General features: G+C 72.9%; 27 protein-coding genes. 10 read left to right on the forward strand and 17 right to left on the reverse strand.

Annotation, left to right across the window (positions count from 1 at the left end):
- Nucleotides 1–6 precede the first annotated feature (6 nt).
- From ACZ6JY_RS10315 to ACZ6JY_RS10335, 5 genes are all read right to left on the reverse strand, one after another.
- Nucleotides 7–885 (reverse strand): YihY/virulence factor BrkB family protein, encoded by an 879-nt coding sequence (locus tag ACZ6JY_RS10315; RefSeq protein ID WP_469194242.1) that lies wholly within the window; start codon nt 883–885, stop codon nt 7–9.
- Between the two features lie 50 nt (nt 886–935).
- Entirely contained in the window at nt 936–1,190 is a 255-nt protein-coding gene (locus ACZ6JY_RS10320; protein WP_447035182.1) for a hypothetical protein, read from the reverse strand.
- A gap of 423 nt (nt 1,191–1,613) precedes the next feature.
- The gene (locus tag ACZ6JY_RS10325; RefSeq protein ID WP_469194244.1) at nt 1,614–2,486 is read right to left on the reverse strand and encodes an ANTAR domain-containing protein; all 873 of its coding nucleotides are present in this window, start codon (nt 2,484–2,486) and stop codon (nt 1,614–1,616) included.
- A 208-nt stretch (nt 2,487–2,694) separates the two neighbouring features.
- Nucleotides 2,695–3,357 (reverse strand): fasciclin domain-containing protein, encoded by a 663-nt coding sequence (locus ACZ6JY_RS10330; protein WP_469194246.1) that lies wholly within the window; start codon nt 3,355–3,357, stop codon nt 2,695–2,697.
- 108 nt (nt 3,358–3,465) lie between these two features.
- Nucleotides 3,466–5,079 carry a molybdopterin-dependent oxidoreductase gene (locus ACZ6JY_RS10335; RefSeq protein WP_469194248.1) on the reverse strand — a complete coding sequence of 538 codons (1,614 nt, stop codon included), beginning with the start codon at nt 5,077–5,079 and terminating at the stop codon, nt 3,466–3,468.
- A gap of 274 nt (nt 5,080–5,353) precedes the next feature.
- On the opposite strand from ACZ6JY_RS10335, the gene ACZ6JY_RS10340 reads away from it, so the two are divergent.
- Entirely contained in the window at nt 5,354–5,533 is a 180-nt protein-coding gene (locus ACZ6JY_RS10340) for a hypothetical protein (RefSeq protein ID WP_469194250.1), read from the forward strand.
- A 26-nt stretch (nt 5,534–5,559) separates the two neighbouring features.
- Here ACZ6JY_RS10340 and ACZ6JY_RS10345 read toward each other — a convergent pair whose 3' ends face one another.
- From ACZ6JY_RS10345 to ACZ6JY_RS10360, 4 genes are read right to left on the reverse strand one after another with little or no spacing between them, the layout of a single operon-like run.
- Complete coding sequence (locus ACZ6JY_RS10345) at nt 5,560–6,180, reverse strand: L-threonylcarbamoyladenylate synthase (RefSeq protein ID WP_469194252.1); 621 nt, start codon at nt 6,178–6,180, stop codon at nt 5,560–5,562.
- A 41-nt stretch (nt 6,181–6,221) separates the two neighbouring features.
- The gene (locus ACZ6JY_RS10350; protein ID WP_469194254.1) at nt 6,222–6,728 is read right to left on the reverse strand and encodes a hypothetical protein; all 507 of its coding nucleotides are present in this window, start codon (nt 6,726–6,728) and stop codon (nt 6,222–6,224) included.
- Nucleotides 6,729–6,736: 8 nt separating this feature from the next.
- Nucleotides 6,737–7,204, reverse strand: a complete 468-nt coding sequence (locus tag ACZ6JY_RS10355) for a hypothetical protein (protein WP_469194256.1) — start codon at nt 7,202–7,204, stop codon at nt 6,737–6,739.
- A 29-nt stretch (nt 7,205–7,233) separates the two neighbouring features.
- Nucleotides 7,234–7,665, reverse strand: coding sequence for a hypothetical protein (locus tag ACZ6JY_RS10360; RefSeq protein ID WP_469194258.1), 432 nt, complete (start codon nt 7,663–7,665; stop codon nt 7,234–7,236).
- 167 nt (nt 7,666–7,832) lie between these two features.
- Here ACZ6JY_RS10360 and ACZ6JY_RS10365 point away from each other — a divergent pair, with 167 nt between their 5' ends.
- Entirely contained in the window at nt 7,833–8,444 is a 612-nt protein-coding gene (locus tag ACZ6JY_RS10365) for a DinB family protein (protein WP_469194260.1), read from the forward strand.
- A gap of 219 nt (nt 8,445–8,663) precedes the next feature.
- Here the strand turns inward: ACZ6JY_RS10365 and ACZ6JY_RS10370 are convergent, their stop codons facing one another.
- The 3 genes from ACZ6JY_RS10370 to ACZ6JY_RS10380 form a co-directional block, all read right to left on the reverse strand.
- Entirely contained in the window at nt 8,664–9,077 is a 414-nt protein-coding gene (locus ACZ6JY_RS10370; protein ID WP_469194262.1) for a RidA family protein, read from the reverse strand.
- 72 nt (nt 9,078–9,149) lie between these two features.
- A complete protein-coding gene (locus ACZ6JY_RS10375; protein WP_469194264.1) occupies nt 9,150–9,644 on the reverse strand; it encodes a cytidine/deoxycytidylate deaminase family protein in 495 nt (164 codons plus the stop codon).
- 172 nt (nt 9,645–9,816) lie between these two features.
- Nucleotides 9,817–10,476 carry a hypothetical protein gene (locus ACZ6JY_RS10380; protein ID WP_469194266.1) on the reverse strand — a complete coding sequence of 220 codons (660 nt, stop codon included), beginning with the start codon at nt 10,474–10,476 and terminating at the stop codon, nt 9,817–9,819.
- Nucleotides 10,477–10,805: 329 nt separating this feature from the next.
- On the opposite strand from ACZ6JY_RS10380, the gene ACZ6JY_RS10385 reads away from it, so the two are divergent.
- The 5 genes from ACZ6JY_RS10385 (at nt 10,806) to ACZ6JY_RS10405 (ending at nt 16,371) form a co-directional block, all read left to right on the forward strand.
- Nucleotides 10,806–11,612, forward strand: a complete 807-nt coding sequence (locus tag ACZ6JY_RS10385) for an alpha/beta fold hydrolase (RefSeq protein ID WP_469194267.1) — start codon at nt 10,806–10,808, stop codon at nt 11,610–11,612.
- A gap of 98 nt (nt 11,613–11,710) precedes the next feature.
- Complete coding sequence (locus ACZ6JY_RS10390; RefSeq protein ID WP_469194269.1) at nt 11,711–12,589, forward strand: AraC family transcriptional regulator; 879 nt, start codon at nt 11,711–11,713, stop codon at nt 12,587–12,589.
- 247 nt (nt 12,590–12,836) lie between these two features.
- Nucleotides 12,837–14,084 (forward strand): lycopene cyclase family protein, encoded by a 1,248-nt coding sequence (locus ACZ6JY_RS10395; protein ID WP_469194271.1) that lies wholly within the window; start codon nt 12,837–12,839, stop codon nt 14,082–14,084.
- Nucleotides 14,081–14,827 (forward strand): class I SAM-dependent methyltransferase, encoded by a 747-nt coding sequence (locus tag ACZ6JY_RS10400; RefSeq protein WP_469194273.1) that lies wholly within the window; start codon nt 14,081–14,083, stop codon nt 14,825–14,827. Before ACZ6JY_RS10395 ends, ACZ6JY_RS10400 begins: the two co-directional genes overlap by 4 nt.
- The gene (locus tag ACZ6JY_RS10405; protein ID WP_469194275.1) at nt 14,824–16,371 is read left to right on the forward strand and encodes an FAD-dependent oxidoreductase; all 1,548 of its coding nucleotides are present in this window, start codon (nt 14,824–14,826) and stop codon (nt 16,369–16,371) included. Before ACZ6JY_RS10400 ends, ACZ6JY_RS10405 begins: the two co-directional genes overlap by 4 nt.
- Before the next feature lie 203 nt (nt 16,372–16,574).
- Here ACZ6JY_RS10405 and ACZ6JY_RS10410 read toward each other — a convergent pair whose 3' ends face one another.
- From ACZ6JY_RS10410 to ACZ6JY_RS10430, 5 genes are all read right to left on the reverse strand, one after another.
- Nucleotides 16,575–17,585 (reverse strand): DUF5914 domain-containing protein, encoded by a 1,011-nt coding sequence (locus ACZ6JY_RS10410; RefSeq protein WP_469194277.1) that lies wholly within the window; start codon nt 17,583–17,585, stop codon nt 16,575–16,577.
- Entirely contained in the window at nt 17,582–18,568 is a 987-nt protein-coding gene (locus ACZ6JY_RS10415) for a phytoene/squalene synthase family protein (protein WP_469194279.1), read from the reverse strand. Before ACZ6JY_RS10415 ends, ACZ6JY_RS10410 begins: the two co-directional genes overlap by 4 nt.
- Nucleotides 18,565–20,076: a phytoene desaturase family protein gene (gene crtI, locus ACZ6JY_RS10420; protein WP_469194281.1), complete on the reverse strand. Its 1,512-nt coding sequence runs from the start codon at nt 20,074–20,076 to the stop codon at nt 18,565–18,567. Before crtI ends, ACZ6JY_RS10415 begins: the two co-directional genes overlap by 4 nt.
- Nucleotides 20,073–21,323, reverse strand: a complete 1,251-nt coding sequence (locus ACZ6JY_RS10425) for a polyprenyl synthetase family protein (RefSeq protein ID WP_469194283.1) — start codon at nt 21,321–21,323, stop codon at nt 20,073–20,075. The genes crtI and ACZ6JY_RS10425 overlap by 4 nt, the downstream gene beginning before the upstream one ends.
- A 125-nt stretch (nt 21,324–21,448) precedes the next feature.
- A complete protein-coding gene (locus ACZ6JY_RS10430; protein WP_469194285.1) occupies nt 21,449–22,012 on the reverse strand; it encodes a hypothetical protein in 564 nt (187 codons plus the stop codon).
- 466 nt (nt 22,013–22,478) lie between these two features.
- On the opposite strand from ACZ6JY_RS10430, the gene ACZ6JY_RS10435 reads away from it, so the two are divergent.
- From ACZ6JY_RS10435 to ACZ6JY_RS10445, 3 genes are all read left to right on the forward strand, one after another.
- The gene (locus ACZ6JY_RS10435; RefSeq protein WP_469194287.1) at nt 22,479–23,216 is read left to right on the forward strand and encodes a S1 family peptidase; all 738 of its coding nucleotides are present in this window, start codon (nt 22,479–22,481) and stop codon (nt 23,214–23,216) included.
- A 237-nt stretch (nt 23,217–23,453) separates the two neighbouring features.
- Nucleotides 23,454–24,668, forward strand: coding sequence for an MFS transporter (locus ACZ6JY_RS10440; protein ID WP_469194289.1), 1,215 nt, complete (start codon nt 23,454–23,456; stop codon nt 24,666–24,668).
- A gap of 127 nt (nt 24,669–24,795) precedes the next feature.
- A complete protein-coding gene (locus ACZ6JY_RS10445; RefSeq protein WP_469194291.1) occupies nt 24,796–25,209 on the forward strand; it encodes an SRPBCC family protein in 414 nt (137 codons plus the stop codon).
- Nucleotides 25,210–25,213: the final 4 nt, after the last annotated feature.

Consider the following 25,213-nt stretch of genomic DNA (forward strand, 5'->3'; position numbering starts at 1 on the left):
CCTCGGTCACCGCGCGGCGGCGGCCCGCACCCGGGCCAGCTCCACGGTGTACTGCGCCCCGGCCAGCAGCGCCAGGTTGGACACCCACAGCCAGACCAGGAAGACCACGACGCCCGCGAGCGAACCGTAGAGCTTGCCGTAGCTGCCGAACCCGGACGCGTACCAGGTGAACAGGGCCGACGACACCAGCCAGAGCAGCGCCGCGAGCAGACCCCCAGGCAGGCTGCGGCGCCAGCCACGGGCGGACGGCGGCGCGTTGCGGAACAGGACGAGGACGAGCAGCGCCACCAGGCAGACCAGGGCGGGCCACTTCAGGAGGCTCCACGCGGTCTGGCCGGCGTCCCCGACACCGATACGCCGGCCCACCCCCTCGGCGAGCGGACCGCTGAGCACCAGCAGGAGCGCGCTCGCGACGAGCAGCGCCAGGAGCGTGACCGCGGTCATCAGCACCCGGTGCGCCTTGCGCCAGACGGGCCGGCAGTCCGCCTGCCCGTGCATCGCGTGCAGCGCCCGCCGGAAGACGGCCGAGTAGCTGGACGCGGACCACACCGCGCTGACCGCCCCGGCGATCACCACGGTGAGCGCCGCCGAACGCGCGTCCGCCATGTCGCTGAGCGCCGCTTGCAGGGCGCGCCCCGACTGGGCGGGCGCCCAGTTTGTCACCTCGGCTATCAGCGCCTCGGTGGTGTCCGGGCTGACCAGGCTGATGAGGCTGACGGTGACCAGGAAGGCGGGGAGCAGGGCCAGGATCGCGTAGTACGTCAGGGCCGCGGCCCAGTCCGAGACGTCGTCGTTCCACATCGATACGGGGGTACGGCGCAGGGCGGTGCGCCGCAGGTCCCATGCCGCGCCCGCCATGGGCGCGGCTGCCGGTGGACTGTCCATGGAACTGCTCCTTGAGCGTGGTGAACGTGGCGATGTGCGGGATGCCGCGGCTACCCCCGCTGCTCCGCCTCGCTCCGGTTCAGTCCATGGGCCAGTTCCTGGAGCACTTCGTGCTGTGTCTTTCCGGTCATTTCGGCGATCTGGAAGAGCAGCGCGGCACACAAGGCGGTGGCACTGTCGGCGACTTGATCGAGGTCGCCGTCCTTCGCGCGTATCTCCGCGATGTATTCGTCCATTGCGGGTTCGCCGGAAATGTAAGCCGTCATGGCTTCGATCCCCGCGCGCACGCGGTCGTAGTCATTCATCGTCATGACCGTAGACTTTCACGTCACCTCACCCTCTTGCCAAACCCGTCATGGACGCCGCATTGCCGAAAGTTCCGGCAGCTCAAGCGGCATTTCTCTTCTGTGGCCGGGCCGAACGCGTCTGCTGCCTTTCCGGCCCCGGCGCCGCCTCACCCCCGCCGCGGATCAGGTGAAGGTGGTGCCGACGGGCGTGCCGGGCGGTGCTTTCCCGGGATTTGGGGGCCAGCAGCCGGTCCTCCAGCTGCACCATCAGGAGGAGCAGAACTGCCAGCCCCGGCAGGAGTAGGACGGCGACCGCTGTCATGCCGCTCCCCTTTCCGTTGAGGACCCCTTGCGGGTGCCCGCGCAGACGGAGGGGAACAGCGCCCGACGTGAAGATTCCGCGAGGAACCGCCGGGGAGGAGGGGCAGCGGTCGCGCACGCTCAGCCCTGACGGGCGAGGGCGAGCCGGTGCAGATCCTCCAGCGCCTCCGGCAGGACGGTGCGCCGATGCCAGTCGATCCACGCCCCTGTCACACGGCTGGTGTCCGCGAGGGCCCTGAGCTGTGCGTGGGTGAAACCGATCAGAGGGCGTGCGTGGTGCGAGGAGATGACGCCGTGCACGGTGTCCGTCGCGTCGATCAGCGGAATGCTGTGGCAGGCGCGGCTGCCGGCGGAGAGGATCACGCGGCGCGAGAGGTCGTCGAAACCGGGGGACGATTCCACGTCCTTGACGGTGACCTGGTGGTGGGCGACGGCGGCCCGTGAGCACGAGGTCCCCCCGTCCACGAACGCGAAGAAATCGGTGAACTCCTGGTTCAGACCGGTGTGTTTCTCCATGCGCAGCGTGGTGTCCTCGACCAGCTGGACATTGCCCATGTCGGTGCTGGTGATGTCGAGCACGCGGTTCAGGGCGCTGCCGAGGACCTCTCCCTGGTTCCGCGCGTCGAGCGTGCCGGCGTCGAGCGCGTCGAGGGGCGGGGCAGGCTCCGGTGGCCGCGGCTCGAACCAGGTGTCCGCACCGCGCTCCGGGCCCGAGGTACGGGCGATGGCGACGGCCACCTGGTGCAGCTTGATGTTGGCCCGCTGCGACGCCTGGCGCATCAGCGAGAACGCCGCCTCGGCGTCCGGCAGGCCGTACCGCTCCACCAGCACACCCTCGGCCAGCGCGATCTTGGGGCGGGAGCGGACCTGCACCTCCAGCTCGGACACCTGGCGCCGCAGCTCCGCCGCCTGGGCCGCGAGCCGCTGCGTCGTGGGCCCCAGGGGAGAGGTCCGCTCGCCCTCGGGGTGGGGCACCGGCTGATTGTCGGTCAATGAATCTCCAGCTGTCGAGTCGGCCATGGCCCCTGATTGTTCGGCGGAGGCAGTGGCGACGGCAACTCCTCGAACAGTGTTCCATGGGCCGCCTGAGGCGCGATGACGCAGCGATGAAGATCACATGCCCGGCACGCACGAGCACGGGAAATGGGCCGGGCCGGCGTGCGACCACGCCGGCCCGGCCCATGGGTTCATGTCGTGCGCGTCAGCTCTTGGGCATCAGCACCGTGTCGATGATGTGGACGTCGGCGTTCGCGGTGCCGACGTTGCCGCAGACCACGTTCGCCGAGTCGTTGACCTTGTACGACTCACCCGATCCCGAGGTCGTCAGCTTCGACTTCTCCAGCGTCTCGAACGACCCGTTCTTCAGGTCCTCGGGGGCGATCCGCTCGCCCACCACGTGGTAGGTGAGGATCTTGGTGAGCTGTGCCTTGTCGTTGAGGACCTTGTCGAGGTCGGCCTTGGGGATCTTCGCGAACGCGTCGTTCGTCGGAGCGAAGACGGTGATGTCCTTCGCGTTGTTGAGCGTGTCCACGAGCCCGGCCTTCTTGACCGCGGTCACCAGCGTGGAGAGCTCCGGGTTGTTCGAGGCGGCGGTGGCCACCGGGTCCTTCGCCATGCCCGCGAAGCTGCCCTTGCCGTCCTTCGGCACCGACGAGCAGGCGGGACCGAAGGGCTCGGTCATGGTGCCCGTGTCGTCGGCCGGGCTCTCGGCGGCCTTGTCCTTGGCCGCCGACGACTTCGGCGAACCGGCGGATTCACTGTCCTTGCCGTCGTCGGAACAGGCCGTCAGAGCCAGCGGCAGCAGTGCGACCGAGGCGATGGCGAGAGTGGTGCGGCGAAGGCGGCGGGTCCGGTTGGTGTTCATTGTTTCTCCTGGGAACGGCGGCCACGGGTGACGGGGCCACGGGGTGGAATCGGGGGGGCTGGAGAGTGAGGGGGAAACGGGGAGGGCTTGGCCAGTGAGCGGGGCGGGTCAGTCCACGGTGACCACCACCGAATGCCGGCCGCTCGCCCCGTCGGGCACCGTGCGGGTCCGCTTCGCGGTCTGCACCACGCCGGTACGGTCCGTCGCCCGCACGGTCAGGGTGTGGCCGCCCTTGGTCGCCTGCCAGGGAAAGGACCACTGGCGCCAGGTGTCCCGGGTGTCCTCGGCGGCGAGGTCCGCCGTCTGCCACGGCCCGTCGTCGACGCGGACCTCGACCTTGTCGATACCGCGGTGCTGCGCCCACGCCACTCCGGCGACCATGACCGTGCCGGCCTTCGGCCTGGCGAACGGCTTCGGTGTGTCGATGCGGGACTGCGTCTTGACGGGCGCCTCGCGCGCCCAGTCCCGCTTCACCCAGTAGACGTCGTAGGCGTCGAACGTGGTGAGCTCGATGTCCCTGATCCATTTGCAGGCGGACACGTAGCCGTACAGACCTGGCACCACCATGCGCACGGGGAAGCCGTGTTCGAACGGCAGGGGCCGGCCGTTCATGCCCAGGGCGAGCATCGCGTCGCGCCCGTCCAGCAGGTCCTCGACGGGGCTGCCGATGGTCATGCCGTCGACCGAGCGTGCCACCAACTGGTCGGCGGGGCCGCCTCGTGAGGGCGGTTCCACCCCGCACTCGTCGAGGAGATCGGCCAGCCTGACGCCGATCCAGCGGGCGTTGCCGACGTAGGGGCCGCCGACCTCGTTGGATACGCAGGTCAGGGTGATGTCCCGCTCGATCAGCTCCCGGCGCAGCAGGTCGTCGAAGGAGAGGGTCATCGGCCGCCGGACGCCCCGGCCGTGAATCTTGAGCCGCCAGGTCCGCGCGTCGACCTTCGGCACCACGAGCGCGGTGTCCACGCGGTAGAAGTCCGCCGCGGGTGTCACGAAGGAGCTGACGCCGGGAACGCGGAGCTGGGCTCCCTTGGGCACCGGGGCCGCGCTCGACGCGGGGGCGGGCAGCCGGATCCGGGCACGGGAGGCGATGGCGTCCTTGCCGCCCGCGGCGTTGAGCGACCTGCCGAGAACGCCCGCTCCTGCCGACGCCACCGCGGCCGCGCCCGCCGCGATGACGAAGCCCCGCCGGTCCCAGTCGGGCGCCGCCGCCCCACCCGCCACGACGGAAGGCGGGGCCTCGCCTCGCGGGCGCCTGACCAGACGGCCGCCGAGCCAGTACAGCAGCCCGGCGGCGACCACCGCCCCCGTCACCGAGGGCAGCGCGTCACGGACGCCGGTCGAGTCGGGGCGGCTCGTGGCGGCCAGCGCGCCGACCACACCGAACAGCAGGACCCCGGCCGCGCCCACGAGACGTCGGCGCAGGGCGATCAGACCGAGTACGGCGGCGAACAGCGCCAGCACCGCGAGGATGCCTGACTGAAGGACGAGCTTGTCGTCCGTGCCGAAGTGCCGGATGGCCCAGTCCTTGACCGCCGCGGGCGTCCGGTCGATCGCGGCGCCGCCGACGGCCACCACGGGCCCCGCCTCGGGGCGCACCGCGGCCGAGACCAGTTCGGCGACGGCCAGCGCGGCGGTCCCGGCCAGCAGCCCGCCGAGGACCCCGGCCGCGGCCCGCCACAGGTCGACGCGGTGTCGCGGAGTGCTTCGCTCTCTTCTCACACGGGGAATCCGGGACCGACGGCCCCGCGGATTGGTCTGTCCCTCGGAAAAGCGAAAGAGATCCGTCTACGGGAGTGGGAGAGGGGGCGGAAGAGGCGGAAGAGGCGGGAGAGAGGGGGAGGGGGAGAGGCAGGGCGAGAAGGCGGGCGGGGCCTGGGCCGCACCCGGCGCAATGGCCGTGCGCATGGACGGGCCCTCGCGGGGAAACCGGCCAGTGAGCCACTCCCCGCATCGCCGCGCGGCGTCGGACCGCGCCCCTCCCGAAGGAGTCACCGTGCTCGCTGTCGGCGCTGCCGTCGTGTTCGGCCTGGCGTGGATCCTCCACCTCACCGAGACCTCGGCCAACATCTTCTTCGGCACCACCAGCCTGATGCTGCTGGGTCTGACCCTGGTGGCGCTGCACCTCACCGGTGTCGGCGCCGGCTGGACCCCGCAGCGCAGGCGCCGCCGCTGACCCGGAAGCCGCGCCCGCGTGACGGCCTACTCGAAGCGGGAGGCGTCCCCGGCCCCGTGACGGACGACCTTGGTCTCGCCCTCCGAGAAGTCGATCACCGTGGTGGGTTCGGTGCCGCAGTCCCCGGAGTCGATGACGGCGTCCACGACGTGGTCGAGCCGCTCCTTGATGTCCCAGCCCTGGGTGAGCGGCTCCTCCTCGTCGGGCAGGAGAAGGGTGCTGGAGAGCAGCGGTTCGCCGAGTTCGGCGAGCAGGGCCTGGGTGACGGTGTGGTCGGGGATGCGAACCCCGACGGTCTTCTTCTTCGGGTGCAGGAGCTGCCGCGGGACTTCCCTGCTCGCGGGCAGGATGAAGGTGTAGCGGCCGGGCGTGGCGGCCTTGATGGCGCGGAACACGTCGTTGTCGAGGTGCACGAACTGGCCGAGCTGCGCGAAGTTCTGGCACACCAGGGTGAAGTGGTGGCGCTCGTCGAGTTGACGGATCGTCCGGATCCGGCCGAGGCCCTCGCGGCTGCCGAGCTGGCAGCCCAGCGCGTAACAGGAGTCCGTCGGATACGCGATGAGCGCGCCGGAGCGGATGCTGTCGACCACGGTGGTGATGCTGCGCCGCTGGGGATTGTCGGGGTGCACGTCGAAGTACTTGGCCATTGGCCGATTCTAGGCGATCAGCCGCCACCCGGCGGCGGGGCTCAGTGCCAGGGGCAGCGGGGGAGGCCGGGGAAGGGGTCGGTGCTGGTCATGACGCTGCTCGCGGGCATGTTGCCCCAGGCGTCGATGCTGGGCAGGTTCACCGTCTCGTCGCCCTGCGTGTAGTACCAGACGTTGTTGCCGCCCTTGTGTGCCTCGCCGATCGAATAGCAGACGAACCAGCTCTGGGTCGTCTTCAGCCGCCCGGTCACGGGGGCGTCGAAGGCCGGGCGTCCGTACAGGTCTCCCGGGGCGTTGGTGCAGTACAGGTCGCCGGTGAACTTGTTGCCGAGGGTGTCCGTGTGGGTCACGTTCGGCCGCAGGGTACAGCTCACGTCGGCCGTGGGGGTGGGTGTCGCCGCCGAGGCCGGGGTCAGGGGCCACAGGGCGGCGGCCGCGAGGACGAGTGCCGAGGCGGCGGTACGCCCGCCGCGCGTCTTCTCGAAGAACGCCACGATTTCACTCCAGATGTCGGTGGTCAGGCAGTGGTCAGGCAGGCGGTCAGTCAACTGGGCAGTCAGCTGGGCAGGCAGGCCGGGAGGCCGGGGAAGGGGTCCGGCTCGGTCTCGATGCGGAAGGCCGGCACGTATCCCCAGCCCTCCCACAGCGGCCAGTTGAGGATGTCGTCGCCCTGCGTGTAGTACCAGATGCGGTTGCCGCCCTGGTGCAGGTCACCGCTCTGCCAGCACACGAACCAGCTCGGCGAGGTCTTCAGCTTGGCGATGACCGTCCCGTACACCTCCGGCGTCGCGAAGACGTCGGCCACGGCGTTCTCGCAGTAGAGGTCCTTGGTGTACGTGTGGCCCTTGATGTCGGTGTGCCGTACGCCCTCGCGGATGTGGCACACCGGAGCCGCGGAATCCGTCCGGGCGGCGGTCGCGGCGGCCGCACCGGCCGCGGGCAGGCACATCGAAGCCGCCGCGGCTGCCGACAGTGCTCCGAGCGCACGCCACCGCCTCGCCGTGACCCATGGCTGTCTCTTCATCCCTGCATCCCCCTCATCCCCGTATCCCCTCATCCCCAAGAACATTTGGGCAGGCCCGGCACCGGGTCCTGCTCCGTCTCCAGCTTCACGGCGGGCATGTAGCCCCAGGCCTGCGCGGTCGGACGCGAGACGACCTCGTCGCCCTGGGTGTAGTACCAGATGTTGTTGCCCCCGGAGTGGGGGTCACCGACCTTCCAGCAGACGAACCAGCTCCTGGTGGTCACCATGCGGCCGACCACGGGGCTGTCGGTGAACGACTGAAGATGGACGTCGCCGGGCGCGTTGTCGCACAGGATGTCCGCGTCCCACGTCATCCCGGTCCAGTCCGTGTGCGGACTGTTCTCACGCATGACGCACGCCGTGGCCGAGCCGGCCGCGTGCGAGGTCCCGGCCGCCGTACCCGTCAGGCACGTCGCGACGCCGGCCGCGGCGAGCAGCGCGCCGCTGGTCCTCCGGTTCATGGTCTCCCCCTGGTGTACCGGTCTGCTGTGCATCGGTCTGCTGTGTTCGTCTGCGGTGTTCGTCTGCGGTGTCCGTCGGCGGGAGTCTCCCGCGGCCCGCTGACACCGCTCTGACTGCACGGGAATTACGGGAGACACGCGGATCACCCGGCGGGCAGACTGCCCCGATGACCGGATCACAGAACTTCAAGACCGACCTCAAGGTGTACTTGCAGGACGCGCGCGACTGTCTGCTGTGGAAGCTCGACGGGCTCTCCGAGTACGACATCCGCCGCCCGATGACCCCTACGGGCACCAATCTGCTGGGCCTGGTGAAGCACGTCACCGGGGCCGAGGTGCTCTACCTGGGGGAGACGTTCGGCCGGAGTTTCGCCGGCGCGCCGAAGCTGTGGTGCACGGGCGAGGCCGAGCCCAACGCGGACATGTGGGCGACCCCGGAGGAGTCGCGGGAGCGGGTGGTCGGGCTGTACCGCCGGGTGTGGGCCCACTCGGACGAGACGATCGAGTCACGCTCCCTCGATGCGCTCGGCCGCGTACCCGGCGGCCCGGGGAAGGAGTTGACGCTCCATCGGGTCCTCGTCCATGTGATCGCCGAGACGCAGCGGCACGCCGGCCACGCCGATGTCGCGAGGGAACTCGTCGACGGGGCCGTCGGCCAGCGCGAGGACGGGCGGAACATGGCGCCCGGCGACCCCGCGTGGTGGGCGGACCACCGCGACCGGCTCCAGCGCGCGGCCGAGGAAGCCGGGCGAACCGCTCGTGACGCCGCGTCGGCGTGAGGTGAGCATCGGCGGCGCGGCCGACTCCCGGGGAGCCGGGCCCCGTGGTGGCGGCGGGGTCGGTCTGCGGTAGCTGGGTTTCTGTGGTGGCGGCGGGGCCGGCCCCGGGGAGCCGGATTTCTGTGGTGTTGGCGCGGTTGGCCTGCGGTAGCCGGATTCCCGTGGTGGCGGCGCCGCCGGACCGCGGGAGCCGGACTCCGCGGGGCCGGCGGCCCGTACCTACTGACCGTTCTCCTGAACCCGGCCAAGCACCGCGTCGACCTCCACCTCGATCAGCCAGGCCGGGTCGATGAAGCGGGAGACTTCGACGACCGTGCAGGCGGGCCGTACCGCGGCGAATCGCTCGCCGTGCGCCCGGGCGGCCTCCTCCCACCGCGTCACGTCGGTCAGCAGGAGGCGGGCGCGGACCACGTCCCCGACCGACGCCCCTGCCTCGCGCAACGCCCGCTCGGCGATGTCCAGGCACCGCACCGTCTGGGCGTAGACGTCACCCGGCCCCACGGTGGACCCGTCGTCCCCGATGGGAGCCGTCCCCGCGACGGCGACGTACGGTCCTGTCCGCACGGCACGGGAGAACCCGATCCGCGGTTCCAGCGGTGACCCGGAGCTGACGATCCGACGTGTGTTGTCCATCCCGGCATGGTGCCCGCGGCCACGCCCGTACGGCTGAACCGTCCGGCTGCTGGACAGTGCGGGCACCGCTGTTCAGGGCGCACGCCGGTTGGGCTTCATGGCGGCTTGCGCGTACTCGGGCAGTTCGATGACGGTGATGCCTGCGGATTCCAGGAGCCCCGCGCCGTCGCCGGCGGACACGGCCCCTTCGGGGTCGCGCGCGGCGGTCACCACGCGCCGCACCCCGGAGTCGCGGATCAGCTCGGCGCACGGGCGCATGCCATCGGGGCGCTGGGCGCAGGGGGCGAGCGAGCTGTACACCGTCGCCCCGTTCAATCGGCTCTCCGTGGCGCCGAGCATGCCGAGCGCGGCTTCCTCGGCATGCGCCCGCGAGCCCTCGCCGGAGTGCCCGCGGGCCAGTTCCGTGCCGTCCGCGGCGACGACGACCGCGCCCGCGGAGAGCCTGGTATCCGACGGCGCGTGGGCGGCGGCGAGTTGGCAGGCGACGGCCAGCCAGCCGCGGTCGGCCATGGTCGGGTGCTCGTCGGGCCCGGGGGCTCCGCAGGCGGCGGCGGACGGCTGGGTCATGATGCTCCTCGGGGGCGCTGGATCGGCTCTCGGGCTTTCTCGTACGCGTACCCGTTTACCCATCCCGGGCGCCTCGGCTCGGGCGCGTCGTGTGGAGCGCTACCGGAGGCCAGCCACAAGGCCACAAGGCCACACCGGACCGACCCGTCCCGGCGTGGGCCTACGCCCGGGGTCAGCCGATGGGCTCCCGCATCTCCTCGCGCACCTTCAGCGTCGTCCGCGCGACCGCGTCGAGGTCGATGTCCTCGGGGTCCTTCGACATGTCCTCCGCCGTGACGACACCCACGGCCGCCCCGGTGTTGTCGTCGCCCCAGGCACACAGCGGCACGTTGCTCCGTGCGCCGCCCGTGCCCTGATCCGTGGTGAGGACCTGGCAGCGCACCGTGAGACCGGAACCCGCGGGGGTGATGTCGCGCGCGGGCACGGCGACCGTGGCGCCCTGCGCCTCGGCCGCGCCCCGCATCATGTCCTCGCGCGCCGAGGCGGTGTTCTTGAACCGCCCGTACATGCCGGAGACGACCAGCGCACCGCCCGCCTGCTCGCCCTGGCCCGCGTACTGCCCGACGACCGCCTTCGGATCCCGGACGTTGGCCCGGCTCCGGTTCTCGTCGATGACGGCCTTGCCCGAGGTGTCGGAGAGGTCCTGCGTCAGCTTGTACGTGCCGTCGAGCAGTTCGGGCGGCACCGACATGCGGTACTTCGCCTCGGGGAACCCGCCGGAGGCCTCGGAGAAGACCCGGGAACCCGCGACGGCGGCCCCCACCAGCACGACGACGACCGCGGCAAGGATGCCGACCACCTTGCCGGTGCTGTGCCGGGGCGGCGGTGCCATGGGCGGATGACCCCAGGGCCCGGGTCCGGGCCCGGGAGGGGGCTGGTGCGCGTACGGCACACCCTGCTGCGGGTACGGCACCCCCTGCGCGTACGGAGCGCCCTGCTGCGGGTACGGAGCACCCTGCTGGGGGAAGTGGGGCTGGGCGTGGGGCGGTTGCGGATGCTGCTGCTCATAAGGAGACGGGACAGGACCGAAACCACCGGGCTGGGGCGGCGTGGACATGGCGAATACGCTACGACACGCGCCGGACGGCACGGCGACCGGGCAGGGCTTGCCCGAACGTTAAGCCCTTGCCGCGCGCGGCCCGCCCAAATTAGCCTCCCCGCATGGCAACAGCACAGGTCAACGGCGTCACCATCGGCTACGACGACGAAGGCGGTGAGGGCCCGGACGCGGGGCGCCCCACCCTCGTACTCCTCCACGGCCACCCCTTCGACCGCTCCATGTGGGGCCCGCAGCGCGCGGCCCTCGCGAGCGACCACCGCGTGATCACGCCCGATCTGCGGGGCTACGGCGAGTCCACCGTCGTGCCCGGCACCACGGAGTTCGCCACGTTCGCCGAGGACGTCGTCGCGCTCCTGGACCACCTCGGCGTGGACAAGTTCGCGCTCGGTGGCCTGTCCATGGGTGGTCAGCTCGTCATGGAGTGCTACCGCCTCTTCCCGGAGCGCGTCACCGGTCTGCTCCTCGCCGACACCTTCCCCACGGCCGAGACCCCGGAGGGCAAGGTCACCCGCAACGCCACCGCCGACCGGCTCCTCGCCGAGGGCATGAAGGGGTACGCGGACGAGGTGCGGGACAAGATGGTCGCCCCATACAACACGGACGCCTCCGCCTACGTCCACGGCATGATGCTGGCCGCCCCGCCCGAGGGAGCCGCCGCCGCGCTGCGCGGCAGGGCCGAACGTCCGGACTACCGTGACATGTTGACCCGCGCGGCCGTGCCGTCCCTCGTCGTCGTGGGCCGCGACGACGCCTTCACCCCGGTCGCCGACGCCGAGGCCATGCACGCCGCGCTCCCCGACTCGACGCTGTGCGTCATCGAATCGGCGGCCCACATGCCGAACCTGGAACGCCCCGCCGAGTTCAACGCGGCGCTGCGCTCCTGGCTGGAGCGGGTCGCCGCACGCTGAGCACCGCGGGGACCCGACCTCATCGGGCACAGAAGGTCGGGTCCGGCGGGGGGCCCGCTGCCTAGCGTGGTGAGCACGATCAAGGAAGGGAACCCGGGGTGCTCGAGCGGCTCAACCAGACGATGGAACAGATCGAGTCCCGTCTCGATCAGCGCATCGAGGTGGCCGATCTGGCGCGCACGGCGGCGACGTCGGAGTACCACCTGCGCCGGATGTTCTCCGCGCTGGCGGGCATGCCGCTGTCGGAGTACGTCCGGCGCAGGCGGCTCACCGTCGCCGGCGCCGAGGTGCTCGCGCGGCGCGAGTCGCTGCTCGACATCGCGGTGCGGTACGGGTACGGCTCGGGCGAGGCGTTCGCCCGGGCGTTCCGTGCCATGCACGGAGTCGGCCCCGGCGAGGCCCGGCGGACCGGCACCGCGCTCGTCTCCCAGCCCCGGCTGACCTTCCGCCTCACCGTCGAAGGGAACAGCAGCATGCGCTACCGCGTGATCGACAAGCCGGAGTTCAGTGTCGTCGGGCCCAAGGCCCGGGTGCCGCTGGTGCATTCGGGGCCGAACCAGGCGATCATCGACTTCGTCCGGTCCGTCCGGCCGGAGACCACGGAGAGCCTGGAGAACCTGTCCGACCAGGAGCCGCGGGGCACCGTCGCGGTCTGCGACGACCTCGACCCCGGCCGCGCCGAGGGAACCGAGCTGGACTACTACCACGGGGTCATCACCTCGGCGCCCGCCCCGGAAGCGGTGCCCGAGGACGCGGCCGTCCTGCCGGTCCCCGCGGGCACCTGGGCGGTCTTCACCACCTCCGGACCCGCGCCGCGGGCCATCCAGGAGCTGTGGCGGGACGTGTTCACGGAGTGGTTCCCCTCCAACCCGTACCGCAGCCGTCCCGGGCCCGAGATCCTGCGCACCCGCCTGTCGGCGAACGGCACGGAAGCGGACGCCGAGCTCTGGCTGCCGGTGGAGCGCGAACAGGGCTGAGGGGCCCAGGACCAGGGCCGCCCCGGACGAGAGCGCCGGGGCGGCCGGTCCGCGTGGTCGCTGTCGGGGGCCGAGGCCCCTGGCGCGCGCATCGGGGCGATCAATCCCGGTGAAAGACGGGAATTCCCGCATGCCTGCATCCATGCGGCGGCCCCGTGCGGAATCCTGGCCGACCGGGACACCGGCCGACCGGGACGGCGACCGACGTGCGACGCCGACGCGACGTGCGGCGAAGGCGAGGTGACGCGTGTACGACTGCGAGATCGCCGTGGTGGGCGCGGGCGCCGCCGGGCTCTCCCTCGCCCACCGCCTGTGCGCGCCCGAGCCGGGGCCCGTCCCCTCTGTGACGCTCGTCGACGCCCCGCCGGGCCCGGCCAGGCCACCGGAGCGGACGTGGTGCTACTGGGAGGAGGCCGGGGGAGAGTTCGACGACGCGCTGACCGCCGTGTGGGACACCCTCCGCGTACGTGCTCCTGACGGCACCCAGGTGGTCGGCTCGCCCGCACCGCTGCGGTACAAGATGCTCCGGTCGAGCGCCTTCGAAGCCCTGGTCGCGGCCCGCCTCGACGCGGAACCGGGGCTGCGCCGCCTGACGGCCCACGTGGACGAGGTGCGCGACGCCGGGGAGGGGGCCGAGGTCCGGGGGACCACCCCGGACGGGCGGCCGGTGTCGCTCCGGGCCAGGTGGGTGTTCGACTCCCGCCCGCTGCGGAAGCTTCCGCCCGCGAGGACCAGGCTCCTCCAGCACTTCCGCGGCTGGTACCTCACCACGCGGCAGCCGGTCTTCGACGCCCGCGTGGCGGACCTGATGGACTTCCGCACACCCCAGCCCGCCCGCGGTCTCTCCTTCGCCTACGTCCTGCCGACCACGGCCCGTCAGGCGCTCGTGGAGTACACGGAGTTCTCCGCCGCGCCCCTCGACGAGCGGGAGTACGAGCGGGCCCTGCACGACTACGTCCGGCGGAGGATCGGCATCGAGCGCTTCGAGGTGACCCGCGCCGAGCAGGGCGTGATCCCCATGACGGACGCCCGCTTCCCGCGCCGGGCGGGGCGGTCCGTCTTCCGCATCGGCACCGCGGGCGGCGCCACCCGGCCCTCCACCGGCTACACCTTCGCCGCCGTGCAGCGCCAGACCCGGGCGGTGGCCGCCGCCTGCCGCCAGGGACGGTTCCCGCAGCCGCCCCCGGCCCACTCGGCGCGCTCCCTGGCCATGGACGCCGTGCTGCTGCGCGCCCTGGACACCGGGCGGGTGACGGGCGCCCAGTTCTTCACCGGCCTGTTCCAAGGGGTGCCGATGGCACGGCTCCTGCGCTTCCTCGACGGCGGCACCCGCTGGTCCGAGGACTTCACGATCGGGCTGCGCACCCCCGTACGCCCCATGCTCCGCACCGCGCTCGAACTGCCCTGGCTGCCGCGGCACGCCCACCCCGACGGGCGCGGTGGGACGGCGGGGCGGCCAGAACCCGAAGGACCGAACAGAGAGACGCCGAGATGACCGTGCTGCGTGACGACACCCTGTCCGCCGCCTTCGACCATGCCGCCCGCAGCTACGACCGCTTCGTGTCCGTCAACCCCGGCTACCACGCTCACCTGCGCAGATCCGCCCGCCGCCTCGGCCTGCCGAACGGCGGCGCCGGGCTGCGGCTCCTGGACCTGGGGTGCGGGACCGGCGCCTCCACCGCGGCCCTGCTGCGCGCCGCGCCGCGCGCCGAGATCGTCGCGGTGGACGCCTCCGCGGGGATGCTGGCGAAGGCGGCCCGCAAGCGCTGGCCGTCCGGTGTCTCCTTCGTGCGCGCGCCCGCCGAGCGGCTCACCGAGGAGGGGGTGAGCGGCCCCTTCGACGCCGTCTTCGCCGCGTACCTGTTCCGCAACCTCAAGGACCCCGACGCGGTGCTCGACGCGACCCGCGCCCTCCTGGCCCCGCGCGGCCGCCTCGCCGTGCACGAGTACACACTCGGCGGCAACGCCCTCGACCGCGCGGTGTGGACCGCGGTCTGCGCCGGCGTCGTCCTCCCGGTGGGCAGCCTCGCGGGCGACGGACGCCTCTACCGGCATCTGTACCGCAGCGTCATCGCCTTCGACACGGCGGCCGAACTCGGGGCACGGGTGCGCAGGGCGGGCTTCGAGCGGGTGCGCGTCCTGCCGATGCCGGGCTGGCAGACGGGCATCGTGCACACCCTCGTGGCCGAGGCGCCCCGGACGGCCGCCGCTCCCGCCCCGGCACGGGCTGGGCGATGAGGCGGGGCGGCGCACCCCGCAGGGGCCGCGACCGGCGCGCCGAGGTCGTCCCCGGGCCCCAAGGAGCCCCCCGCGTCACGGGCGAGGCGCCCGACGTGGCGGTGGTCGGCGGCGGGATCGCCGGGCTCGCCGCGGCGACCGCGCTCGCCGAACGGGGCGTCCACGTCACGCTCTACGAGCGCGAGCGGCAGCTCGGCGGGCGCCTGGCCGGCTGGCCGGTGCGGCTGGCGGACGGCTCGACGGTGACGATGAGCCGCGGCTTCCACGCGTTCTTCCGGCAGTACTACAACCTGCGGGGGCTGTTGCGCAGGGCCGATCCCGGCCTCGGCCGGCTCACCGGGCTGCCCGACTATCCCCTGCGGCACAGCGGCGGCCTCCAGGACAGCTTCGCCCGCGTGCCGCGCACACCGCCCTGGAGCGCGCTCGGCTTCGCGGCCCTCAGCCCCACCTTCGGCGTGCGCGACCTGGTCCGGATGAACCCCAGGGCCGCGCTGCCGCTCCTGGACGTGCGCGTCCCCGAGGTGTACGAGCGGCTCGACGGCATCAGCGCGTGGGAGCTGCTGCGACGCATCCGCTTCCCCGAAGCCGCCCACCATCTGGCCTTCGAGGTCTTCTCCCGCAGTTTCTTCGCCGACCCGAAGGAGCTCTCCGCGGCCGAACTCGCCCTCATGTTCCACATCTACTTCCTCGGCTCCAGCGAGGGCCTCCTCTTCGACGTGCCCGACGAGCCGTTCCCCGCCGCCCTGTGGGAGCCGCTCGCCCACTACCTCGCGGGGCACGGGGCCGACATCCGTACCGGCCAGGGGGTTCAGAGCGTGCGGCCCGACCCGCGCGGCGGCCTCCGCGTCAGCACCTCCGACGGAGGACGGCGGCACGACGCCGTCGTGCTTGCCCTGGACACCGGGGGCCTGCGGCACGTCGTCGCCCGCTCGCCCGACCTCTGCGACGAGCGGTGGCGGGACCGCGTGACGCGACTGCGCACCGCCCCGCCCTTCCTGGTCTCCCGCCTCTGGCTGGACCGTCCGGTGGCGCCCGGCCGGCCGGGCTTCCTCGGCACCAGTGGCTACGGCCCCCTGGACAACGTCAGCGTCCTGGAGCGCTGGGAGGGCGAGGCGGCCCGCTGGTCGCGGCGGACCGGCGGCTCGGTCCTCGAACTGCACGCCTACGCGGTGGACGCGGGCGCCGACAGGACCGCCGAACAGGAGCGGCTGCTCGGCCGGCTGCGGGAGGTCTACCCCGAGACACGTGACGCGGCGATCGTCGACGAGCGGCACGAATGGCGGGCCGACTGCCCCCTGTTCGCGGTGGGCGGCCACCGGGACCGCCCCGGCGTGCGCACCAGCGATCCGGCGGTCACGGTCGCGGGCGACCTGGTCCGCACCGACCTGCCGGTGGCGCTGATGGAGCGGGCGGCGACCACCGGCTTCCTCGCGGCGAACGCCCTGCTCGCGAGGTGGGGCGTCCGCGGCCAGACGCTGTGGACAGTCCCCGCCAAGGGCAGGACGCTCCCACTACGGCTGTTGAACCACGCCGCGGGCACCTGACCTCCGCGACGCCTCAACCGGGCAACCGCTCACGGCCGCGTGGTCGCCGGTGCCGGTCGGCGTAGGGGCGCCGTGGCGTCACGGCTTACGGGCCGTGACCGCCTCAAGGGGCCGTGGAGCGGCCTGTTTCCCGCGCCCTGGCGGGCACCTGAGCGTCGCAAAATCTCAGCCGGGCCACCACGCCTCAGCCGGGCAACCACGCCTCAGCCGGGGAATCGCCCGCTGCTTCGCAGCTCCCAGCGTCGCTGTGCGTAGGCGATGTCGTCGCGCCACAGTCTGCCCGCGGCGGCCCGCATCAGGGGACGGACCAGTGGCGCCGCTGCCCTGGCGAGCGCGAAGCCGCGGCGGTCGGACGCGGCGACGACGGCCTCCACGACGGCGGTACGCGGTCGGCCCGCGCCGTCGTGGCCGAGCGGCGTGGCGTGGGTCTCGACGACGGACCCCTCGCCCTCGCCGCGCGTGACGCGCATGACGACGGTGCGCGGCTCGGGCGCGGTGAACACCGCGCGGACCGGCACCACCGCGCGCCCGACCACCTTGAAGGAGACGTCCACGGTGAACGCGTCGTCGTGGGCGTCCCCTCCGGGGTCACCGACCACGGTGAGGTCGACGAAGGAGTACGGGTGGAACCACGCCCCGTGCCACGGGTCGAGGCGGTTGGCGATCACGTCCTCCGGCTCGCAGCGCCCGATGACCGTACAGACCGCGGAGAGGGCGTCGGCCGGGCGCGGACGGGCGGGTACGACCGGCCGAGCCGAGGGTTCCTCACCGCCGGCCTCGTCGATCCTGACCCAGAGGAGCACCCCGTCGTCGTACGCGGGATAGGGGACCCAGCCCGCCCTGGCCCGCCCGTCGAGCGCGAGGCCGTGCCAGCGGCAGAGCAGCGTGCCGCAGTGGACGGGGCCGTCCTTCAGGGGAGCGCCGAGGTGCGGGCAGACGCCGGGACCGGCACGCAGGACGCCCTCGGCGTCACGCCAGGCGACGACCTCGATGCCCGCGACGGTACGGCCAAGGGGCCGGTCAGGCCGGATCTCCCGGCTGCCGCCGATGACGTACCAGTTGCCCGAAGGGCGGCCCTGCGCCCGCTTCAGGGCCTCGGCGATGACGCCGGGCCTGGCCTCGCGCCAGGTGGGCCGCTGACGCTCCCACGGCACGGGCCCGCGGCGCAGGCTGAGCGGCAGGCGTCCGGTCACGGGGGAGCGGCGGCCCCTCATGCGGTTTCCTTCCGGAGGCCGGTGACCGGTGGCTTCGTACCGCCGGGGGCGCGGTGGCGAAGGCGGGCCGCGGCGAGGCGCAGCAGACCGTCGGCGGCGACCGCCGCCCGGCGGTGGCCGGGGACGAAGGAGCGGCGGTGCAGCACGGCGTACCCGCCGTCGGCGATGGCGTCGAGGATGCCCCCGTAGAGCATGAAGGCGGTGCGGACGCAGGGGCGGGAGAGGGGGTCGAGCATGGCGAGGCCGGGGGCCGCCTCGCGGTAGACGCCGCGGGTGAGCGCGGCGGCGGCCTTGAGCGCCCTGGTGATGCGCCGGTCGCGGTGGCCGGTGTCCCTGCTCCACCGCAGGAGGCCGCGGTCGACGCCGTGCGCGGCGAGCAGGTCGCCGGGAAGGTAGATCCGGCCCCGGTCGAGATCCTCGCCGACGTCCCGCAGGAAGTTGGTCAGCTGGAAGGCCACGCCGAGGGCGGCGGCGTGCGGGGCGGCCTCCTCGCGGGGCACGACGGTGCCCAGTACGGGCAGCATCTGGAGGCCGATGACGGCGGCCGAACCGTGCATGTAGCGGTACAGCGCCCCGTAGTCGGCGTACTCGGCGACCTCCAGGTCCTGCCGCATGGACGCCATGAAGTCGGTGAAGTGCTCGGCCGGGATGGCGTAGCGGTCGGCGGTGTCCCAGAGGGCCGTGACGACGGGCTCCGCGCCGCCGCCCGCGCGCGGACCGGCCCCGAGTTCGGCCGTGAGGCGGTCCAGGGAGATGGCCCGTTGTGCCGGTGTGGCCCGGGAGTTCAGGTCGTCGACGATGTCGTCCGCCCGGCGGGCGAAGCCGTACAGGGCGTGGACGGCCGGTCTTCGGTCGACCGGCAGGAGCCTGGTGGCCAGGAAGTAGCTGGTGCCGTGGCGCGCGTTGAGGCGTCGGCAGTGGCGGTAGGCGGCGCGCAGCGCGGGATCGGTGATGCCCGCCGCGTCGAGTTCCCTGGTGGTCATGGGCGTGGCCTCCTCGCGGTACGGGTCGGCCGGCCGCCCGTGACGCGGGCGGCGGCCAGCTTGCCGGAGATGAGAACGGTGGGCACGCCGACGCCCGGCGTGGTGCCGCATCCTGCGAGGACGGCGTTGACCGTGCCGCGCACGAGGTTGCGCGGCCGGAAGGGCCCGGTCTGGGCGAAGGTGTGGGCGGCGGAGAACGGCGTGCCGGCCGCGTGCCCCTGCGCCGCCCAGTGGACCGGCGTCACCAGGCACTCCTCCTCGATCGCGGCGGCGAGCCCGTCGAGTCCGCGCCCTTCGAGTTCGAGCAGGAGGCGGTCGCGGTAGCGCGGCGCGAGGCCGTGCCAGTCCGCGGCGGCGGGACCGATGTCGGTGTTGGGGCAGGGCGCGAGGACGTAGTGCAGATGGCGCCCCGGCGGGGCGAGGCCCGGATCGGTCGCCGTGGGGCGGGTGATGAGCAGCGAGGGGTCCGACATCAGGCGGCCGGTGCCTGTCAGCTCCCGGAAGGTCTCCTTCCAGGCGGCGCCGAACGAGATCGTGTGGTGGCCGAGACCTGGCCAGGTGCGGTCGGTGCCCGCGTGCAGGACCACCGCCGAGGGCGAGTGCCGCAGCGCAAGCGGCCGACGGGGCCGGTGCCCGAGCAGGCGGTAGGCGACGGGCAGGTCGGGGGTGAGGACCACGGCGTCGCAGGGGATGCGCCCGTGGTCGGTGATGACGGCCGTGACGCGGTCCCCGGAGCGTTCGAGCCGGGTCACGTCGTGGCCGTAGCGGATGTCGGCACCGGCGTCCGCCGCGGCGGCGGCCATGGCGCGCGGCAGGGCGTGCATCCCGCCGCGGGGGAAGAAGACACCGGCCACGGTGTCCATGTACGCGATGACGGCGTACGCGGCCAGGGCGCGGGCCGGGGGGACGCCCGCGTACAGCGCCTGGAAGGAGAAGACGCGGCGCAGCCGTTCGTCGGAGAGGAACCGGCCGATGCGGGCGTCGAGCCTGCCGAAGCCGCCGAGTGCGGCGAGGCGAACCAGATCCGGGGTCATGAGGGCGAGCGGGGAGTCGAAGTTGGCGTCGATGAAGCGGCGCATCTGCACGGCGTGCAGGCGGGTGAGCCAGGCGCGGAGCCGCCGGTAGCCGAGCGCCTCACGGGCCCCCGCGAAGCGTGCGACCTCGGCTTCCATCTCCTCGGCCCCGGTGTGGACGTCGAGGCGGCTGCCGTCGGCGAACCGCGCCCGGTAGGCGGGGTGCAGGGGAACCAGGTCCAGGTGGTCGCCGAGCTCCTGGCCGACGGCGGCGAAGGCCTCCGCCACGAGGCCGGGCATGGTCAGCACGGTCGGTCCGGTGTCGAAGCGGTAGCCGCCCCGCTCCAGGAGTCCGGCCCGGCCGCCGGGGTGCGCGGCCCGTTCGATGACGGTCACCTCGCGGCCGGCGCCGAGCAGGTGCAGCGCGGCGGAGAGCCCGGAGAGGCCGGCTCCGACGACCACCACCCGGGCGGTGGGTCCTTCCACGGTCCTCATCGGCGGCTCGTCCTGGAGGAGGGGCGCACGGGATCGGGGTCGGTACCGGCGGAGGTGTGCACGGCATCCGGCGGCTCGTCGGCCTCGGAGGGCGGTACACCGGCGGCGGCACCGAGGAGTCCGCGCAGCCGCAGGGCGGCGTGGGGGGTGAGCGCGGCGCCGTCGAGGCCGCGCAGGCTCCGCTCCGCGAGCCGCTGGATCTTGTCCTGGACGGCCGTGCGGGCACCGGTCGCCACGAGCACGTGACGGACCCGGTCCAGTTCGCCCTCGCTCGCCTGCCGGTTGCCCACGGCGCTGTCCAGGAGGGCGAGCGACTCGTGGTCCGCGGCGGCCGTGGCGCGGGCCCGCGCCACCTCGACCAGGTATGTCAGCTTGCCCTCGCGCAGGTCCTCGCCCGACGGCTTGCCGGTGTGGCGGGGGTCGCCGAAGGCGCCGAGCAGGTCGTCGCGGAGCTGGAAGGCGAGACCTGCGCAGCGGCCCGCGGAGCAGAGCGCCTCGGTGACCGCCTCGTCGGCCTCCGCCACGGCAGCGCCCAGCGCGAGGGGGCGCTCCACCGAGTACAGGGCGCTCTTGAGGGCGGCCGTGCGGATGGCCCGTGACATCGACCGCGCGCCGGTGGCCTGGCCGTGCAGGTCCAGGTACTGGCCGGCCACCATCTCCGTCCGCATCGCCTGCCATAGCTCGCGGACGCGGTCCTCGGCCGGGGGGCTCAGCGCGGTCGCGGCCACCACGTCGTCGGCCCAGGCCAGCGCCAGGTCACCGACGAGGATCGCGGCGGAGCCGCCGAACGCCCGCTCGGCGCCGTCGGGCCGCGCGTACTGGGCCGACAGGTCCCGGTGCACGGACGCGCCGCCCCGGCGCAGCGGGGAGCCGTCCATGACGTCGTCGTGCACGAGCGCGCACGTCTGGATGAGTTCGAGCCCGGCGGCGAGCCGCAGCGCCGCCTCGGTGCGGGCGGCGTCCGCCGGGCCGCCGCAGGCCCGCAGGGACCACCACAGGAACTGCGAGCGCATGCGTTTGCCGCCGTCCAGCGTGAAGCGGGCGACGCGCCGAGCGATGTCGTCGGCGAACGTGACGTCGATGTCCCGTGCCGCGTCGAGCCGCTCGCGCAGGATCCCGTCGAGGGTGTGCCCCACCGCCGCAGGGACGTCGTCGTCGACGAGGTCCGGGGTGCGGGCCCGCCCGTGCCGGAGGTCCGGGTCGCCGTCGCCGCCTGCGGGAGCGGCCTGCGTCCGGGTGCGGGACATGGGGGTTGCCTCTCGTCGCGTTCGGCCGGTGGGAGGTTGCGGGTCCATACCGTCCGAGCACGTCATCCGGATGCGGTCGCGGGCCACGCCCCGGTGCGGCGGGGGCCGGTCGGGGCCGCTGACGTTCAGTCCATCACGCGTCGGACCCGCCGCTCAGGAGCCACGCGCCGGGTCCGCAGGGCGGAGTGCATGTAGCGGAAGCGCTCCATGGAGACGTGACGCGTCCACAGGACCCAGCAGCAGAACGCGAGCACGCCGACCGCGAAGATCAGCGGGACGGTCATCGAGCCGTTGGCCGTGCCGAGGAACAGCGTGCCGACGGCGATGAGCCCCATGAAACCGAGCCAGTACGGGAGCCACCTGCTGCCCCGCTCCAACTGGCCGAGCTGGGCGGCGACGAGCCGTCGCATGGACGCCCGCTCCTCGGGGTCCCGCGGCACCTCGCGGTGCCGGATGCCGTGGTGGAGATCGGCGACCTTCCTCGGGTCGGTCCCCGCGGCGCGGCCGGCCTTGCGGCGCTGCGCGACGATGAACGCCATCGCGATGCCGGTGTAGAGGACAGCCTTCACCGCCCACCAGGCGGGATGCTCGTCAGGGCGGAGCAGGGCGGTGACTCCCGCCGTCAGCACGAAGATCAGGGCTGACTGCGCGCTCAGACTGCGGTCGACCCTGCGCTTGAGGGCGCGCATGACACGTACCTCCTCGAAATCGCACGAATGCCGTCGGGCGGCTGATGCCGCGGTCGTCCCCGAGTACCCCGGCGGGGCCGACCCACCGTCCCATGAATGGTTCGGGCCGGCGCCTGCTGTTTGATCATGCGTCAAGCCGTAATGCTACGCACGTAGACATGGGCCGTCCCGGAGGGCCGCCAAGTGCGTTCACCTCGGGTGTGTCGCCCAGAAGTGATCGAAGGTCAAGTGGTGACGGCGGACTGCGAAATGGGCTCGTGGGAGTCCAATGGTCCAGTGGTCCAACGGAATTGACGGCCGTCGACCCCTTGCGGCCACGGCGCCTCCTCTGCCACATTCACCCCAGCCGAAATGGCATGCACGCGCCATGGTCGACCCGCCCGTGGCGTGCGCGCTGTCGCTGCATACCTATGCAGTTTTTCAGTCCCTATCCGGGACGTTCCACCCCCACACAATGGAGTCGAACATGCGCATATCCAGACTCGTCCCCGCGCTCGCAGCCACCGCGATGGCCGTCCTCGGACTGGCCCCCACGGCAGCGGCGCAGACCGGGGCGAGCACCGCGCCGCCCAGCGTGACGGCCGTCGACTCGCCCAAGCCGATCATCGGCGGCGGCTACGCCTCCAACGCGCCCTGGGCGGCCCGGCTCTTCTCCAACGGCCAGCAGACCTGTAGCGCCACGATCATCGCCCCGACCTGGATCCTCACCGCCAAGCACTGCGTCAGCGGCGGCAACCTCTCGTTCCGCATCGGCAGCCTCGACCAGACCTCGGGCGGCACCACGGCCAACGGCATCAGCATTCGCAACCACGCCTCATCGGACCTCTCCCTGGTCAAGCTCGACCGCTCCGTCTCCGGCAGCTACGCCCGCCTCGGCAGCCCGGGTTCGGTGTCGGTGAACCAGACCGTGCAGGTGTACGGCTGGGGAGCCACCTCCCAGTGCGGCTCGGAGATCAACTGCCAGTCCCGGCTCCTGAAGGTCGCCAACGTCGTCGTGACCGGCGGCTGCCGCGACGCCTACCAGGGCCAGGCCATCTGCGCCCGGCGCGGAAACGGCATCACCGCGGGCGGCGACTCCGGCGGCCCCATGATGGCCAACGGCGTGCAGGTCGGCGTCGCCTCCACCAGTGACCGCCAGACCACCACCGCGTACACGAACGTGACGGCGTACCGCTCCTGGATCCAGAGCATCGCGGGCGTCTGAGGGACCGAGGACGGATCGGTGACGGCTCGGGTGAAGAGCCACTGATCCGGGAGGGGGCGCGCGTACTCGCCGGGTTCTGTCACCGGCGAGTACGCGCGCGTTCCGCGTACGAAGGCGGGGCCGTACCCCGCGGGACGGCCCGAGGCCGCAAGGGTGACGTCGCGTACCTGCCAGCTCTCGCCGGGCGGAGCCGCTGCACTGAGGTCACCACACTGGCCTCGCACCGGAAACGGACCCATGACCTCGACAAGCACCGCCGACTCGCGCGCCGGAACCCCCGGCGTCTCCGGCCCACCGACCCGCTCCCCACTGGCCGGCTGGCCCGGCGTCGTCGCGGTGACGCTCGGCCTCTTCTCCATCGTCACCACCGAGATCCTGCCGATCGGTCTGCTCACCTCGATCGGCTCCGACTTCGCCGTCTCCGACGGCAGCGCGGGCCTGATGATGACCATGCCCGGTCTCCTCGCGGCGGTCTCCGCGCCACTGGTGACCGTGGCGACCGCGCGCGCCGACCGGCGGCTGATGCTCTGCGTCTTCATGTCCGTCCTCGCCGCGGCGAACCTCCTGGCCGCCGGGGCCTCGAACTACTGGCTCGTCCTGGTCTCCCGCGTCATGGTGGGGGTCACGATCGGCGGCTTCTGGTCGATCGGCGCCGGACTCGCGCAACGCCTGGTGCCCGCGGCCTCGGTGGGCCGGGCCACCGCGGTCGTCTTCTCCGCGGTCCCGCTGGGCTCCGTCCTCGGTGTGCCGGTCGGCACCCTCATCGGCGACATCGCGGGGTGGCGGACGGCCTTCGTCGTCATGGGCGTCCTCTCCGCCGCCGTGCTCGCCATGCTGCTCCTGGTCATGCCACCGCTCCCGCCGGTACGAGCCACACGCCCGGCCGTGCTGCGCGGAGTGCTCCGCGGCAAAACCGCACGCCTCGCCCTGCTGCTGACCTTCCTCGTCGTCCTCGCCCACTTCGGGACCTACACCTACGTCACGCCGTTCCTGGAACAGGTCACCCACGCGAGCCCGGCCCTGATCACCGTCCTCCTGCTGGTCTACGGCGCCGCGGGCATCGCCGGCAACTTCCTCGGCGGAGCGCTGGTAACCCGCAGGCCCCACCTCACCTTCGGCCTGGCCGCCGCCATGATCGGGGCGGCCACCCTCCTGCTGCCGCTCCTCGGACGCTGGCCATGGGGCGCCGCGCCGCTGCTCGTCCTCTGGGGCATCGCGTACGGGGCGGTGCCCGTCGCGTCGCAGGCCTGGTTCCTCAAGGCGGCGCCCCATGCGCCCGAGGCCGCCTCGGTGCTGTTCACCGCCTCCTTCCAGGCGACGATCTCCATCGGGGCCCTGGCGGGCGGGGTCACCGTCGACCACACCTCACCGGCCACGCTCATGGTCCTCGGCGGCGCCACCGCCGTCCTCATGGTCATCGTGACCCGGGTGCACCACGCACGGCACGGGTGACCGCGGAGCCGATGGGGCGATGGGGCGGCGATCGGGTGGTTTTGCGCCGCCGCGGCTTCAGTGCCGGATGGCCGGGCATGCGTTGTGTCGTGTCCCGTATGCCACCGAGCCGAGGAGCGGTACCGCGATGACCGAGTACGAGCGTTCGCGCACGATGCCCGCACTGCCGGAGCACGTCTTCGACCAGGCCGCGGACGTCGGCCAGATGGACACATGGCTCCCCCGCGACCTGCACGTCGACGCCGGGGAGCTGCCCGCGGTCACCGTGCACGAGGACCGCACCGACCAGGACGTCTCCGCTCTGCTGCGCGCCCAGAAGGACCAGATGCGCCTGGAGTGGGGCACGCGCGAGCAGGGCAGCTACACCGGCTGGCTCCAGGTCGCGGGCATGAGCACGGGGACCAGCGAGGTGACGGTGCATCTGTCGTTCTTCGAGGACAGCCACGACCCGGGCGAGCAGGCCGTGCACAGCGCCCTCGACAGCAGCCTGGAACGCCTGGAGGAGCAGGTGCGGCTGCGCGTCGACAACGCGGCGGGCTGACCCG

Source organism: Streptomyces sp. NPDC046335 (assembly GCF_055587985.1).

Excerpts from the sequence above, each read along its gene's own strand:
- ACZ6JY_RS10355 (WP_469194256.1), bottom strand. The coding sequence starts at position 7,204 with ATGAAGAGACAGCCATGGGTCACGGCGAGGCGGTGGCGTGCGCTCGGA.
- ACZ6JY_RS10375 (WP_469194264.1), bottom strand. The coding sequence starts at position 9,644 with ATGACCCAGCCGTCCGCCGCCGCCTGCGGAGCCCCCGGGCCCGACGAG.
- ACZ6JY_RS10400 (WP_469194273.1), top strand. The coding sequence starts at position 14,081 with ATGACCGTGCTGCGTGACGACACCCTGTCCGCCGCCTTCGACCATGCC.
- ACZ6JY_RS10435 (WP_469194287.1), top strand. The coding sequence starts at position 22,479 with ATGCGCATATCCAGACTCGTCCCCGCGCTCGCAGCCACCGCGATGGCC.
- ACZ6JY_RS10345 (WP_469194252.1), bottom strand. The coding sequence starts at position 6,180 with ATGGCCAAGTACTTCGACGTGCACCCCGACAATCCCCAGCGGCGCAGC.
- ACZ6JY_RS10365 (WP_469194260.1), top strand. The coding sequence starts at position 7,833 with ATGACCGGATCACAGAACTTCAAGACCGACCTCAAGGTGTACTTGCAG.
- ACZ6JY_RS10360 (WP_469194258.1), bottom strand. The coding sequence starts at position 7,665 with ATGAACCGGAGGACCAGCGGCGCGCTGCTCGCCGCGGCCGGCGTCGCG.
- ACZ6JY_RS10330 (WP_469194246.1), bottom strand. The coding sequence starts at position 3,357 with ATGAACACCAACCGGACCCGCCGCCTTCGCCGCACCACTCTCGCCATC.
- ACZ6JY_RS10430 (WP_469194285.1), bottom strand. The coding sequence starts at position 22,012 with ATGCGCGCCCTCAAGCGCAGGGTCGACCGCAGTCTGAGCGCGCAGTCA.
- crtI (WP_469194281.1), bottom strand. The coding sequence starts at position 20,076 with ATGAGGACCGTGGAAGGACCCACCGCCCGGGTGGTGGTCGTCGGAGCC.
- ACZ6JY_RS10410 (WP_469194277.1), bottom strand. The coding sequence starts at position 17,585 with ATGAGGGGCCGCCGCTCCCCCGTGACCGGACGCCTGCCGCTCAGCCTG.
- ACZ6JY_RS10440 (WP_469194289.1), top strand. The coding sequence starts at position 23,454 with ATGACCTCGACAAGCACCGCCGACTCGCGCGCCGGAACCCCCGGCGTC.
- ACZ6JY_RS10370 (WP_469194262.1), bottom strand. The coding sequence starts at position 9,077 with ATGGACAACACACGTCGGATCGTCAGCTCCGGGTCACCGCTGGAACCG.
- ACZ6JY_RS10415 (WP_469194279.1), bottom strand. The coding sequence starts at position 18,568 with ATGACCACCAGGGAACTCGACGCGGCGGGCATCACCGATCCCGCGCTG.
- ACZ6JY_RS10425 (WP_469194283.1), bottom strand. The coding sequence starts at position 21,323 with ATGTCCCGCACCCGGACGCAGGCCGCTCCCGCAGGCGGCGACGGCGAC.
- ACZ6JY_RS10380 (WP_469194266.1), bottom strand. The coding sequence starts at position 10,476 with ATGGCACCGCCGCCCCGGCACAGCACCGGCAAGGTGGTCGGCATCCTT.
- ACZ6JY_RS10445 (WP_469194291.1), top strand. The coding sequence starts at position 24,796 with ATGACCGAGTACGAGCGTTCGCGCACGATGCCCGCACTGCCGGAGCAC.
- ACZ6JY_RS10405 (WP_469194275.1), top strand. The coding sequence starts at position 14,824 with ATGAGGCGGGGCGGCGCACCCCGCAGGGGCCGCGACCGGCGCGCCGAG.
- ACZ6JY_RS10320 (WP_447035182.1), bottom strand. The coding sequence starts at position 1,190 with ATGAATGACTACGACCGCGTGCGCGCGGGGATCGAAGCCATGACGGCT.
- ACZ6JY_RS10315 (WP_469194242.1), bottom strand. The coding sequence starts at position 885 with ATGGACAGTCCACCGGCAGCCGCGCCCATGGCGGGCGCGGCATGGGAC.
- ACZ6JY_RS10385 (WP_469194267.1), top strand. The coding sequence starts at position 10,806 with ATGGCAACAGCACAGGTCAACGGCGTCACCATCGGCTACGACGACGAA.